8 protein-coding genes and 1 CRISPR repeat array are annotated in these 14,023 nt (G+C 37.4%); of the genes, 5 read left to right on the top strand and 3 right to left on the bottom strand.

Annotation, left to right across the window (positions count from 1 at the left end; all coding sequences use genetic code 11):
- Nucleotides 1-165: 165 nt before the first annotated feature.
- The 3 genes from BCR22_RS13930 to BCR22_RS13920 form a co-directional block, all read right to left on the bottom strand.
- Nucleotides 166-2,088 (bottom strand): PTS fructose transporter subunit IIABC, encoded by a 1,923-nt coding sequence (locus BCR22_RS13930; RefSeq protein ID WP_069655488.1) that lies wholly within the window; start codon nucleotides 2,086-2,088, stop codon nucleotides 166-168.
- 134 nt (nucleotides 2,089-2,222) lie between these two features.
- Nucleotides 2,223-3,137 (bottom strand): 1-phosphofructokinase, encoded by a 915-nt coding sequence (pfkB, locus tag BCR22_RS13925; RefSeq protein WP_069655487.1) that lies wholly within the window; start codon nucleotides 3,135-3,137, stop codon nucleotides 2,223-2,225.
- Nucleotides 3,134-3,886, bottom strand: coding sequence for a DeoR/GlpR family DNA-binding transcription regulator (locus tag BCR22_RS13920; protein ID WP_069655486.1), 753 nt, complete (start codon nucleotides 3,884-3,886; stop codon nucleotides 3,134-3,136). The genes pfkB and BCR22_RS13920 overlap by 4 nt, the downstream gene beginning before the upstream one ends.
- A gap of 661 nt (nucleotides 3,887-4,547) precedes the next feature.
- A CRISPR array of direct repeats spans nucleotides 4,548-5,867; the repeat unit is 33 nt; unit sequence GTCTCACTCTTTATTGAGTGAGTGGATTGAAAT.
- Nucleotides 5,868-6,107: 240 nt separating this feature from the next.
- Between BCR22_RS13920 and pcrA the strand changes: the two genes are divergently transcribed.
- The 5 genes from pcrA to gatB all read left to right on the top strand — a co-directional run bounded on the left by pcrA (nucleotide 6,108) and on the right by gatB (nucleotide 14,015).
- Nucleotides 6,108-8,348 carry a DNA helicase PcrA gene (pcrA, locus tag BCR22_RS13915; protein WP_069655538.1) on the top strand — a complete coding sequence of 747 codons (2,241 nt, stop codon included), beginning with the start codon at nucleotides 6,108-6,110 and terminating at the stop codon, nucleotides 8,346-8,348.
- Between the two features lie 217 nt (nucleotides 8,349-8,565).
- Nucleotides 8,566-10,611: an NAD-dependent DNA ligase LigA gene (gene ligA / locus BCR22_RS13910; protein WP_069655485.1), complete on the top strand. Its 2,046-nt coding sequence runs from the start codon at nucleotides 8,566-8,568 to the stop codon at nucleotides 10,609-10,611.
- Nucleotides 10,612-10,810: 199 nt separating this feature from the next.
- Nucleotides 10,811-11,116 (top strand): Asp-tRNA(Asn)/Glu-tRNA(Gln) amidotransferase subunit GatC, encoded by a 306-nt coding sequence (gatC, locus tag BCR22_RS13905; RefSeq protein ID WP_069655484.1) that lies wholly within the window; start codon nucleotides 10,811-10,813, stop codon nucleotides 11,114-11,116.
- Complete coding sequence (gene gatA, locus BCR22_RS13900; RefSeq protein WP_069655483.1) at nucleotides 11,116-12,585, top strand: Asp-tRNA(Asn)/Glu-tRNA(Gln) amidotransferase subunit GatA; 1,470 nt, start codon at nucleotides 11,116-11,118, stop codon at nucleotides 12,583-12,585. Before gatC ends, gatA begins: the two co-directional genes overlap by 1 nt.
- The gene (gene gatB, locus BCR22_RS13895) at nucleotides 12,585-14,015 is read left to right on the top strand and encodes an Asp-tRNA(Asn)/Glu-tRNA(Gln) amidotransferase subunit GatB (RefSeq protein WP_069655482.1); all 1,431 of its coding nucleotides are present in this window, start codon (nucleotides 12,585-12,587) and stop codon (nucleotides 14,013-14,015) included. Before gatA ends, gatB begins: the two co-directional genes overlap by 1 nt.
- The last annotated feature ends 8 nt before the right edge of the window (nucleotides 14,016-14,023 follow it).

Below are 14,023 nucleotides of genomic sequence, written 5' to 3'. Positions count from 1 at the left end.
TTAACTTGTAAAGAATGTGCACTTCTTATTTATAAGTTTAATATAGAATTTTTTTTAAAGCTAATGATATAGACCAAAAAATGATAAGTTTTTCATCAAGAAAAAAGCCTCAAATGAATGCGACCGAAATCTACATTATTTGAGGCTTGAGTAGTTATAAGAAATTTATTGAGCGACTGGTTTTTTTACAATACCTAAAATCACTGCAGAAACGACTGCACCAATGGCAATAAACAATAGATATAAGAGTGGGTGACTTAACAATAGGGCTACGAAGATACCGCCATGAGGAGCCAACAAGCGAATACCAAACCCTCCAACTAACCCACCAGCTAATGCAGATCCCACGACGAAACTTGGAATAACACGTAATGGATCAGCTGCAGCAAAAGGAATCGCACCTTCAGTTACAAAAGATAAGCCCATCACTAAGTTGGTCAAACCAGCGTCTTTTTGGTCTTGTGTAAATTTATTTTTAAAGATCAAGGTTGAAATAAAAATAGCTAATGGAGGAACCATACCACCGGCCATAACGGATGCCATGATAATACTTCCACCTTCAGTAACTGTGGCAGCAATCGATGCTGTACCAAATACATAAGCTGCTTTATTGATCGGACCACCAAGGTCAATGGCCATCATACCACCAAGTAAGGCTCCTAAAAGTGCAGCATTAGTTCCATCTAAACTTAATAAGAAATTATTTAATCCATCATTGATAACTTTCATTGGAACATTGACTAAAAGCATTAAACCACCAGTAATCAGTAAACCAAATACCGGATAAAATAAAATGGTTTTGATTCCATCAAGAGATTTAGGCAATCCTTTGAACAGTTTTTTCAAGAAAATAATGACATAACCGGCTAAGAAACCACCAACCAAAGCACCTAAGAAACCAGCACCACCTGTATTCGCTAACGCACCAGCAGCAAAACCGACGATCAATCCTGGACGATCAGCAATACTTGAAGCGATGAATCCTGCTAAAACGGGCAACATGAAACCAAATGCAGCGGCACCGATTTGATTGAACCAAGAGGCTGCTTGATTATAATTACCAAGCATACTTAATTGGTCTTGTGGAACACCAATAAATTGGTCGATCATGAATGAAAGGGCAATGGCAATTCCACCACCGATAACGAATGGCAGCATATGTGAAACACCATTCATTAAATCTTTGTAAATTCTTGAACCTACTGAACCGTCAGCTGATCCATCCTCTTCACTTGTATCTGATTCAGAACTATGGAAAGTCGGTGCTGTCCCACTAGTTGCTAACGTAATTAATTCTTCTGTTTTACGAATCCCATCACTAACGGGACGATTGACTAATTCTTTACCATCAAAACGATTCATTTCAACTTTTTTATCGGCTGCAACGATAACACCATCAGCACGAGCAATATCTTCAGCGGTTAGTCGATTTTTGATCCCTTCAGATCCGTTCGTTTCAACTTTGATGTCAACGCCCATTTCTTTCGCTTTTTTCTTTAGCGCATCTTCTGCCATATAAGTATGAGCGATTCCAGTTGGACAAGCAGTAACAGCCACAACGAATTTACGATCTGTATTGTGATTAGTATTGGAAGCTTCTTCTAATTGTTCTTGTTTTTCTTCAGCTTCTTTTGCTTCTTCAGCGGATTGAAATAAGTTTTGAACATCTTCTGGCGTTTTTGTTTCTTTTAGTTTCGCAACAAAATCAGGATCAATCAATAGGCGAGATAGGGCAGCTAAAGCTTGCAAATGAGTATCATTTGCGCCTTCTGGAGCCGCAATCATAAAGAATAAATAGGTTGGCTGTCCATCTAATGCCTCGTAATCAACGCCTTTGTTACTTTTGGCAAATAAAACAGTAGCTTCTTTGACAGCACTATTTTTGGCATGGGGCATCGCGATACCGTCTCCAAGACCAGTTGATGTTTGTGCTTCGCGAGCTAGAATTCCTTCTTTATAGATGTCAATATCAGAAATTCTACCGCCATCATACATTTTTTGAACCATTTCATCAATGGCTGCTTTTTTATCAGTAGCTTGCAGATCCATGATCATAACGTCTTTGACTAGTAAGTCTTTGATGTTCATTGTTTTTCCTCCTAAATATATAAGTAACAGTGTTCCGTTTCACTTCAGCTTGTACTTTTCACTATCATGTTTCAAAGCAAAAGCTGAATGAGCTATTTCTATAGTGTAGCCAATGTAGCGAAATAAGAGTAATCCTATTTGATTTTTTCTATTTCTACTTCTGAGATTAATTCATTGATTAAATCGATAGATGCTAAGTCATCTGAAAAAGCAGTAGCACTTCCGCAGGCAACCCCCCATTTAAATGCCTCAATCGGATCTTCTTTTTTAGCAAATGTTCCTACAAAACCAGCAATCATTGAATCTCCTGCACCAACAGAGTTTTTTAAGGGACGTTTTAGCACGTTTGAACGATAGATACCGTTTTTAGTGAATAACAAAGCACCATCACCAGCCATTGAAATGATCGCATGCTGTGCCCCGTCTTCTAATAAACGTTCACCAAAGGGTAAGATATCTTCCATAGTTTTAAATTTTACATCAAACAGTTCAGCTAATTCGTGGTTATTTGGCTTGATCAGCAAAGGATTTTGCGGTAGAGCATTTAATAAGTCTTTACCAGTGGTATCAATGACAAAATCAGCCCCTTTGTCTTTGATAATTTGAATTAGCTCTTCGTAAAAACCTTCTCGAAGTGTAGCCGGTGTACTTCCTGATAAAACGACAATGTCTCCAGCTGAAATCATACTTAAAGTTTGTTTTAAGTCTTGCATTTCTTCGTTGCTGATAGCTGGCCCCAAGCCGTTGATTTCAGTTTCGGATTCTGATTTTAATTTGATATTGATTCGAGTGTCTTCTTGAACTGTGATAAATTTTGTCTGGATTTTTTCTTTTTTCAGCCAGTCGGAAATGAAATTACCTGTAAAGCCACCTAAGAATCCGAGTGCCGTTGATTCAGCTTGAATTCTTTTTAAGATTCTGGATACGTTGATGCCTTTGCCGCCAGGTAGTTTAAAATCATTGTTCATACGGTTTAGGTCACCTAGTTTAAGTCCGTTCACATGAACGATATAGTCGATGGAAGGATTTAAAGTTACTGTGTAAATCATTGTATTGCCTCCTTGATCGTTGTTTTTTTCTGGAATTGTTCAAATAATTCTGGTGAACAATGATTCGTGAGAATGATTACATCCTCAAGTTCGGTTACTTTTGTGAATGTTACTTTATTTAATTTTGTTTGATCGATCAGGACATATGCTTCTTCAGCTTGAGCAATAGCCAAACGTTTTAGAGCGGCTTCTTCAGGATCTGGTGTTGTTAAACCAAATTCAAGATGAGCACCATTCATGCCCATGAAAACTTTGTTGAAACGGAAATGACTAAGCTGCTCCATGCCAGTTGCGCCTGTGATTGCTTTTGTTGAAAGTTTTAGCGATCCACCAAGAATAACGGTATTGATATTTAAATCACCAAGTTTTGCAGCATGATGGACTGAATTTGTAACAACTGTGATTGTTTTGCCCGATAAAAATGGCAACATCTCCAAAGTGGTCGATCCTGCATCCAGATAAATAACGTCACCATCATGAACAAATTGAGCGGCTAATGAAGCAATAATCTGTTTTTCTTGCGTGTTTTTGACTGTTTTTTCAGTCATATCTTGTTCAAAGCCTAAATTTAAAATTCGTTTTGCGCCACCATGAACGCGTTCTAATAATTCTGCATTTTCTAATTCCTGTAAATCACGACGTATAGTCGATTCAGAGGCATTTAATATAGTAGATAATTCTTGAGATTTGACGACAGATTGTTGATCTAATAAACGTAAAATGGCTTGATGTCTTTCCTCTGTAAGCATTTTCACACCTCTTTTCATTGATTATAATAGCACACTTAATTTGTAGATGCAATCTAAAACGGTCAAAAACATTCATTTTCAAATAAAAACAATCAATCTAGGTGTTTCAAACTTAGAGTTCTATCATTTGACTAAGATGATTATTCTTTTGCCTAACGAGTGGAGGTAAGATTATAGAGATAAGTATGAATATTTGCAGAATAGTGCAAGAATTTGAATGGTATTTTCCAACTGATGGCAAGCATTGGTAATATTTGACTGGAATAGTAAAAAATTGCATAAAATAAAAGGAAAGAAACGGATTTATTGATGGTCGGTGACTATTGGAATGGTGAGCTTGGAAAATGGATGCATTACATCGATAGCTTGGGGACATTGATTTCATTATTTTATGATTCTTTGAATAGACAATTATAGAGAAAAGAAGATAATTTTTTGAAATTAACCGTGACTTCTGTTACTAGAATACTTATAATTAGAGAGAGAGTTTATATATAGTTCAAGTGCGAATAATAAGTGCACATGAAATCGCTAGGGGATCCGCACCAATTTCTTGGTAATAATGGAATGGAAAAGCGATTATTTCTCATTGAATTCACATTTTTTACTATGATTATGGTTGGAAAGTGACAGATATGTATATATTTCGTCCCTTTTCACGGTCTCACTCTTTATTGAGTGAGTGGATTGAAATACTGTAGATGCTCTACTAACATTCATCCTACTTTTACGTCTCACTCTTTATTGAGTGAGTGGATTGAAATAATCTCCAATTGATGCCTGTCAGCTACCGGGAAGGTCTCACTCTTTATTGAGTGAGTGGATTGAAATAATGGAATTAACTAATGAAGACGGAGATACCTGTTTGTCTCACTCTTTATTGAGTGAGTGGATTGAAATAATATGTGCGTGGGGGAAAATCGTTTCGGCGACGTCTCACTCTTTATTGAGTGAGTGGATTGAAATCTCTTGTAATTTGTCATTCATTAGAAAGATATCCAGTCTCACTCTTTATTGAGTGAGTGGATTGAAATCAACTTATCATAAAAGCGAATCATAACGTCAGACTGTCTCACTCTTTATTGAGTGAGTGGATTGAAATATACGCCGTTATAGAGCGTTTAACAGATAAATCTAGTCTCACTCTTTATTGAGTGAGTGGATTGAAATATTGTACACAGCGCTAATGAACAAGAAATGATTGTGTCTCACTCTTTATTGAGTGAGTGGATTGAAATATTAAAAATAGTCTTAAACCAATAAAGAAAACCGTCTCACTCTTTATTGAGTGAGTGGATTGAAATGTTTTATCATATTTAGACCGCCTTCTTTTGATGGGTCTCACTCTTTATTGAGTGAGTGGATTGAAATAGGCTGAAAGTGATGCAATTGCTTTTGAGTTAGAACGTCTCACTCTTTATTGAGTGAGTGGATTGAAATAAAACAAGGACCAAGAGCTTAAACAACAAAATCAGGGTCTCACTCTTTATTGAGTGAGTGGATTGAAATTCAATCATAGTGAAATGCTTATCAGTCATTTTTGTCTCACTCTTTATTGAGTGAGTGGATTGAAATGGAACTAACATCCAAATAAAGGAAGTTACTTTTAGTCTCACTCTTTATTGAGTGAGTGGATTGAAATTTTTAAAAACATTTCCGGATTAAATTCTTCGTTTGTCTCACTCTTTATTGAGTGAGTGGATTGAAATAACTTCCGCTCTAGCTGTTCTTGCAGCTTATCTAGGTCTCACTCTTTATTGAGTGAGTGGATTGAAATTGGGGGCGCTGGACATTCCAGCGAGGCTATAAGTCGTCTCACTCTTTATTGAGTGAGTGGATTGAAATTGCCATAACATTACTTTTTAGCAGAAATTGAAACGGTCTCACTCTTTATTGAGTGAGTGGATTGAAATGGGAAAAAATGGCTACATAGGTCATTATGTAGTCCGTCTCACTCTTTATTGAGTGAGTGGATTGAAATAACAATTGGCAACACCAAAACTTCGCTTTTTTGAGTCTCACTCTTTATCGAGTGAGATTTTTTCTTCAATCATCTATTTACCAATCGTTAAAACAGAACGATTTATCTTTCCCGTTTATCAAAAGATACTCGTCAAATCAAAAAGAAATATTGTTCTACAAAATTCCATCATTATTAAAGAATTTTCTTCCTATTTTTGGTATAATGTATAAGATTGAAAAAAGAGAGAGGACGTTGATGATGGCACAAGAAAACGCCTTGATCCAAGGTATGAACCCGAGACAAAAAGAAGCCGTTCTACATACAGAAGGGCCTTTATTGGTTATGGCGGGAGCAGGCAGCGGAAAGACGAGAGTTCTAACACACCGTATTGCCTATTTAATTGAAGAAAAAGATGTGAATCCATGGAATATTTTAGCAATCACATTTACTAATAAAGCCGCAAAAGAAATGAGAGAACGGGTTGGGAAATTATTAGAAGTCGGTGGAAACGATGTTTGGGTTTCGACGTTTCACTCGATGTGTGTACGAATTTTACGTCGCGATGTTGACCATATAGGTTATAATCGTAATTTTACGATCATCGATACGTCTGAACAAAGAACGTTGATGAAACGTATTTTAAACGAACTAAATATCGACATAAAGAAATACGATCCTCGCTCGATTCTGGGCACGATCAGTAATGCTAAAAATGAGTTGCAGACACCTGAAAAGGTTGAAGAATTGCAAGGCACACCGTATGAAGAAGTTGTTGCAAAATGCTATAAAATGTATCAAAAAGAATTAAGAAACAATCAGTGTATGGACTTTGATGATTTGATTATGAATACAATACGTTTGTTTAACGAACATCCAGATTCATTGAATTATTATCAAAATAAGTTTCATTATATCCATGTAGATGAGTATCAAGATACGAATCATGCTCAATACACCTTAGTCAATATGCTAGCGGAGCGCTTTAAAAATCTATGTGTTGTGGGCGATGCCGATCAAAGTATTTATGGCTGGCGTGGAGCAGATATGCAGAATATTTTGGATTTTGAAAAAGATTATCCAAATGCGTCTGTCATCCTGTTGGAACAAAATTATCGCTCAACTAAGAAAATTTTAGATGCAGCGAATAATGTGATCAAAAACAACCGTAATCGTCGTGATAAACAATTATGGACAGAAAATAATGACGGCGAAAAGATTGTTTATTATCGAGGCGACAATGAACGAGATGAAACACAATTTATCGTAGGCCAAATCCAAAAAGAAATGCGTGAAAACGAACGCATTTATGGAGATTTTGCTGTTTTATATCGTACGAATGCCCAATCACGGGTAATGGAAGAAATGTTACTAAAATCAAATATTCCATATACGATGGTCGGCGGACATAAATTCTACGATCGCAAAGAAATCAAAGACATTTTAGGCTACTTAAATATTATTTCTAACCCTATGGATTCACTTAGTTTTGAGCGTGTAGTGAATGAACCAAAACGTGGTATTGGCAAAAGCTCTGTTGAAAAATTAAGAAGCTTTTCTCAGATGCACGGCTGGTCGTTACTCGAAGCTTCTCAAAATGTGGATTTAGCAAATATTTCAGGAAAAGCAGGAAAAGAGTTAGGCAGCTTTGGCATGATGATTCAAGATTTGACACAAATGATTCCGTATTTAACTATCACTGAACTAGTGAAAGAAGTGCTCGATCGTAGTGGGTATCGTGAAGAATTAGTGAGACAAAATAATTTAGAATCTCAAGCACGTTTAGAAAACTTGGATGAATTTTTAACGGTTACCCAAGAATTTGATAAACGATATGAACGTCAAGGTGAAGAAGAAGCAGATGCTCCAGAAGAAAAACTAGCAGTATTTTTAAACGATTTGGCGTTAGTGTCTGATTTAGATAATTTAGAAGAGAGCACGTCTCAAGTGACCTTAATGACATTGCATGCAGCAAAAGGACTCGAGTTTCCAGTTGTTTTCTTGATTGGACTAGAAGAAGGTGTCTTCCCATTATCACGTGCGATGTTAGAAGAAAGCGAATTAGAAGAAGAACGCCGACTTGCATATGTGGGTATTACTCGTGCAGAAGAAACATTATTTATCACCAATGCGTTTTCAAGAACCTTATATGGGAAAACACAATATAATCGTCCAAGTCGTTTCTTAGATGAAATCGATGAAGAACTATTAGATTTACAAGGATCGATTGCAGCACCAAAAACACCATCAAGAACGTTTGAACCCAAAGTATTTAAACCGGCCTATGCCCAGCCTACGAAACAACCTGTAACAGATAAAGTTGCCAGTGGTGGAGAATCAATGGCGTGGCAGGCAGGGGATAAAGTCAGACATAAAGCGTGGGGAACAGGCACAGTTGTTCGAGTTGGCGGTAGCGCGAAAGACTTAGAACTAGACGTCGCTTTTCCAGAAAAAGGTATTAAGCGCTTATTAGCAGCATTTGCTCCGATTGATAAAATATAAAATGTGAAAGAGGCAAAAAGAAACTCAGTCTTATTTTCTTCTTTTTAAACGAGACTGAATAAGCCCACTACGCTTTTAATGTTATCTTGCTTCACAGGCTAGCCGTTCGGAAAAAAGGCAAATTATGATTAAGGCAAAAAGCGCCTTATTCATAATTTCCTGTTTTTCTGTCAAGGCTATATGAGCCTGTTATGCTTTTAAATTAGGAGGAGTTATTATGGCAGAAATACCGTTAACATTAGCCGAAGCGACAGAGAAAGCAAAAGAACTACGGACACAGTTAAATCAATACGCTCATGAGTATTATGTAGCAGATAAACCGACCGTAGAAGATTATGTTTATGACCGGCTTTATAAAGAATTATCAGACATAGAAACCGAATATCCAGATTTAATCACTTCTGATTCACCAACGCAACGTGTTGGCGGGAAGATTTTACAAGGATTTGAAAAAGTGACACATGAAGTGCAGATGTATAGCTTGAATGACGGTTTTAGTAAAGAAGATGTTTACGATTTCGATGAACGTGTCCAAAAATTAGCTGGAAAGCCTGTCAGTTATTGTTGTGAGTTGAAAATCGATGGACTAGCTATTTCATTAAGATATGAGAATGGCAGATTCGTTCAAGGGGCAACCCGAGGTGATGGAACAGTTGGTGAAAATATCACTGAAAATCTAAAAACAGTGAAGTCGATTCCTTTAGAGTTAAAAAAACCAATATCAGTTGAAGTTCGCGGTGAATGTTACATGCCAAAACAATCATTCGTCAATTTGAATAAAGAGCGCGAAGAAGCTGGACAAGATGTCTTTGCAAATCCAAGAAATGCTGCAGCAGGTAGTTTGCGCCAACTAGATACAAGTATGGTTGCGAAAAGAAATCTAAGCACATTCTTATATACAGTGGCAGATTTTGGACCAATGACGGCACAAACTCAGTTTGATGCGTTAAATGAATTATCGGAAATTGGTTTTAGAACCAATCCTGAAAAGAAACTATGCCAAACGATTGATGAAGTTTGGGCGTATATAGAAGAATATCATGAAAAACGATCAGAATTACCATACGAAATTGATGGGATTGTAATCAAGACAAATGAATTCACGATTCAAGATGAATTAGGCTTTACTGTTAAGGCTCCGCGGTGGGCCATTGCGTATAAATTTCCACCTGAAGAAGCTCAAACAATCGTGGAAGAAATCGAATGGACGATTGGACGTACAGGCGTTGTAACGCCAACTGCTGTGATGCAGCCAGTTCGTGTAGCAGGTACAACAGTTAGTCGAGCAAGTTTGCATAATGCTGATTTCATTGCAATGAAAGATATTCGGTTGAATGATTCAGTAATTATTTATAAAGCTGGCGATATTATTCCAGAAGTCGCACATGTCTTGACCGAAAAGCGGGATGAAAACAGCCAGCCGTATTTGATTCCAACCCATTGCCCAGTCTGTAATAGTGAATTAGTGCATCTGGATGAGGAAGTTGCTTTGCGTTGTATCAATCCAAAATGCCCAGCTCAAATCAAAGAAGGACTTAATCATTTTGTATCTAGAAATGCGATGAATATCGATGGTTTAGGCCCTCGTGTACTGGAACAAATGTATGATAAAGAGTTAGTCGCTGATGTAGCTGACCTTTACTTTTTAACACAAGAGCAATTGATGACATTGGAAAAAATCAAAGAAAAATCTGCGAATAATATTTACAAAGCAATTGATGCAAGCCGGGATAACTCTGTTGAACGGTTGATTTTTGGATTAGGTATTCGCCATGTTGGTTCTAAAGCTGCAAAGGTTTTAGCCGAACATTTTGGAGATCTACGGTCGATCAGTAAAGCAACTAAAGATGAAGTCGTAGCACTAGATTCGATGGGTGAGACGATTGCGGATAGTTTAGTCACGTACTTTGAAAATGAAGAAGTCCATGAATTAATGGATGAACTGACAAAAGCTGGCGTGAATTTTGATTATAAAGGGATTCGCACCTCTCAGTTAGACGCTGTAGAATCACCATTCAAAGATAAAACAGTCGTTTTAACAGGAAAACTTACCCATTATAATAGAGAAGAAGCAAAAGAGAAAATCGAAAATCTAGGTGGAAAAGTGACGGGCAGTGTTTCGAAGAAAACGGACATTGTTGTTGCAGGTGAAGATGCGGGTAGCAAACTGACTAAAGCCCAAGACCTTGGTATCGAGGTATGGGACGAACAACAAATGGTGACTGCATTGGATAATAGTTATACAAAAGAAACAAACGAATAGCCTAAAAAGCATAATAAAATGGGTTTCAGCGCTATTTTTACATTTTCAGTCTATTTTCTTCAATCTCTTTCAAAAATTCTTAGAAATTTATGATAGAATAAGAAAAAAGCTGTTTTTAACGTGAACTATCGTGTAACAGTCATAAAAAATGAACTAGTGAACTCTTGATTGAGTTTTTCTAAAGGAAAGAAGGGTATCCATGGCAATCAGTGAAGAAAAAGCAAAACATGTAGCCAAATTGTCTAAACTGTCTTTTTCAAATGAGGAGTTAAAAGACTTTACTGATCAATTAGGCAAAATCATCGATATGGTGGAATTATTAGAAGAAGTAGATACAGAGGGGGTTCCATTTACCTCTAATGTGGCACAATCAATCAATGTAATGAGAGAAGATGTAGCAACGCCAGGTATGGATCGCAGTGAATTGATGAAAAACGTACCAGAATCAGAAAATGGCTATATCAAAGTGCCAGCGATTATCGACAATGGGGAGGCTGGTGCATAATGGAAAAATTATATGATAAGTCACTAACAGAACTGCATGATTTACTCGTTTCAAAAGAAATCACTGCAACTGATTTGACTCAAGCGACATTGAGCCGTATCAACGAAACGGAAAAAGATGTGGATTCATTCATTACAATCAATGATGAAAAAGCACTTGAATTAGCAAAAGCAATCGATCTTAAAGGGATTACTGAATCAAATCCTTTAGCAGGTATTCCAATCGGGATCAAAGACAATATTGTAACGAAAGACATTTTAACAACTGCAGCATCAAAAATGCTTCATAACTTTAAGCCAATTTACGATGCAACTGCTATGGATAAAGTTTATCAAGCAGATATGATTCCAGTAGGAAAATTGAATATGGATGAATTCGCGATGGGTGGAAGTACTGAAACATCCTACTTTAAAAAAACAAAAAATGCGTGGGATCATACGAAAGTTCCTGGCGGATCATCTGGTGGATCAGCTGCGGCGGTTGCTGCTGGTCAAGTTCCCGTTTCTTTAGGAACAGATACAGGTGGTAGTATTCGCCAACCTGCATCATTTAACGGAATCGTTGGAATGAAGCCAACCTATGGACGTGTGTCTCGTTTTGGATTGATCGCATTTTCATCTAGTTTGGATCAAATTGGTCCTTTGACAAGAAATGTTAAAGATAATGCATTAGCCTTAAGCGCAATCAGCGGCTATGATGAAAAAGATGGGACTTCTGCTGGCGTTTCAGTTCCTGATTTCACTGCTGAATTAACAGGAGATATCAAAGGGATGAAAGTTGCTTTGCCAAAAGAATATCTTGGTGAGGGTGTCGATGCTGGCGTTCGTGAAGCAGTTCTTAAAGCAGCAGAAACATTTAAAGCTCTTGGTGCAACTGTAGAAGAAGTGAGCTTACCACATTCTAAATATGGGGTAGCTGTGTATTATATCATCGCTTCATCAGAAGCAAGCTCCAACTTACAACGTTTTGATGGGATTCGTTATGGCTATCGTTCTGAAAACGTAAAAAATCTTGAAGATGTTTATGTAAATTCACGTTCTGAAGGGTTTGGTATAGAAGTAAAACGCCGTATCATGCTTGGGACATTCTCATTAAGTGCTGGACATTATGATGCACACTTTAAAAAAGCTGGACAAGTTCGAACATTGATCAAACAAGACTTTGACAATGTCTTTGAAAAATATGATATCATCATTGGCCCAGCTTCACCGACAGTAGCCTTTGGATTAGGTGAAAATATCAATGATCCAATCACAATGTATATGAATGATTTACTAACGATTCCAGTTAACTTAGCTGGATTACCTGGTATGTCAATACCAGCAGGATTTTCAGAAGGCTTACCAGTTGGTTTACAAATCATTGGGAAAGCATTTGATGAAAGCACGATGTATAAAGCAGCGTATGCGTTTGAACAAGCAACTGATTTCCATACGAAAAAACCTGTGATCTTAGGGGGGAATGACTAATGAACTTTGAAACTGTCATCGGACTTGAGGTCCATGTAGAATTAAAAACAAACTCTAAAATCTTTTCACCTGCACCAGCACACTTTGGAGCAGAACCAAACAGCAATACAAACGTGATCGACTGGGGTTACCCAGGCGTATTACCAGTTATGAATAAACAAGCGCTTGAATTTGGGATGAAAGCAGCACTTGCATTAAATTGTGAAATCTCTAAAGATACACATTTTGACCGTAAAAACTATTTTTACCCAGATAATCCCAAAGCTTACCAAATTTCTCAATTCGATCAACCAATTGGTCATGATGGCTGGATCGATATTGAAGTGGAAGGCAAAACAAAACGCATTCGTATCGAACGTGTGCATTTAGAAGAAGATGCTGGGAAAAATATTCACGGTGATGGAGGTTACTCATACGTTGATTTAAACCGTCAAGGAACACCTCTGATCGAAATCGTTTCAGAAGCGGATATGCGTTCACCAGAAGAAGCCTATGCTTATCTAGAAGCCATTCGTTCAATCATCCTATTTACTGGCGTTTCAGATGTAAAAATGGAAGAAGGTTCGATGCGTTGTGATGCCAACATTTCTTTACGTCCGTATGGTCAAGAAGAATTTGGAACAAAGGCAGAACTTAAAAATTTGAACTCAATGAGTTTTGTTAAAAAAGGTCTTGCCTTTGAAGAAAAACGTCAAGCGAAAATGTTATTATCTGGTGGCGAAATCCAACAAGAAACACGCCGTTTCGATGAAACAACGAATAAAACATTATTGATGCGTGTTAAAGAAGGATCAAGTGACTACCGTTACTTCCCAGAGCCAGATGTTCCACGTTTTGCAATCGATGATGAGTGGATTGAGCGTGTTCGCCACAGCCTACCAGAAATGCCAGCTTCACGTCGTGCCCGCTATATCAAAGAATTAGGATTGCCGGAATACGATGCAATGGTTCTAACGTTAACAAAAGAAATGTCAGATTTCTTTGAAGCAGCATTAACTGAAGGTGCAGATGCAAAACAAGTGTCTAACTGGTTGATGGGTGAAGTTTCAGCTTATTTGAACAGTGAAAAAATCGAATTACCGGATACAAAATTAACACCTGCAAACTTAGCAGGCATGATTACGTTGATCGAAGATGGTACGATTAGCTCTAAAATCGCTAAAAAAGTGTTCAAAGAATTGATTGAAAATGGTGGCGATGCGAAAGAGGTTGTCGAAGCAAAAGGCTTAGTTCAATTATCTGATCCATCACAATTGTTACCAATCATCAATGAGGTTTTAGATAATAACCAACAATCTGTCGATGATTTCAAAAACGGAAAAGATCGTGCAGTGGGCTTTTTAGTCGGTCAAATCATGAAAGCAACGAAAGGCCAAGCTAATCCAGGTGTTGTGAACAAATTGTTACAAGAAGAATTGGCAAAACGCTAGAAAGCAGC

The sequence above is a fragment of the Enterococcus plantarum genome (assembly GCF_001730295.1).
GTDB classification, from domain to species: Bacteria; Bacillota; Bacilli; order Lactobacillales; family Enterococcaceae; genus Enterococcus_L; species Enterococcus_L plantarum.
The sequence above is the reverse complement of the archived record's forward strand: the minus strand, read 5'-3'. Positions and strand labels throughout refer to the sequence as shown.

What these genes read in the sequence shown, in the direction of transcription:
- pcrA (WP_069655538.1), top strand. Translation starts at nt 6,108, where the DNA reads ATGGCACAAGAAAACGCCTTGATCCAAGGTATGAACCCGAGACAAAAA.
- BCR22_RS13930 (WP_069655488.1), bottom strand. Translation starts at nt 2,088, where the DNA reads ATGAACATCAAAGACTTACTAGTCAAAGACGTTATGATCATGGATCTG.
- pfkB (WP_069655487.1), bottom strand. Translation starts at nt 3,137, where the DNA reads ATGATTTACACAGTAACTTTAAATCCTTCCATCGACTATATCGTTCAT.
- gatB (WP_069655482.1), top strand. Translation starts at nt 12,585, where the DNA reads ATGAACTTTGAAACTGTCATCGGACTTGAGGTCCATGTAGAATTAAAA.
- gatA (WP_069655483.1), top strand. Translation starts at nt 11,116, where the DNA reads ATGGAAAAATTATATGATAAGTCACTAACAGAACTGCATGATTTACTC.
- gatC (WP_069655484.1), top strand. Translation starts at nt 10,811, where the DNA reads ATGGCAATCAGTGAAGAAAAAGCAAAACATGTAGCCAAATTGTCTAAA.
- BCR22_RS13920 (WP_069655486.1), bottom strand. Translation starts at nt 3,886, where the DNA reads ATGCTTACAGAGGAAAGACATCAAGCCATTTTACGTTTATTAGATCAA.
- ligA (WP_069655485.1), top strand. Translation starts at nt 8,566, where the DNA reads ATGGCAGAAATACCGTTAACATTAGCCGAAGCGACAGAGAAAGCAAAA.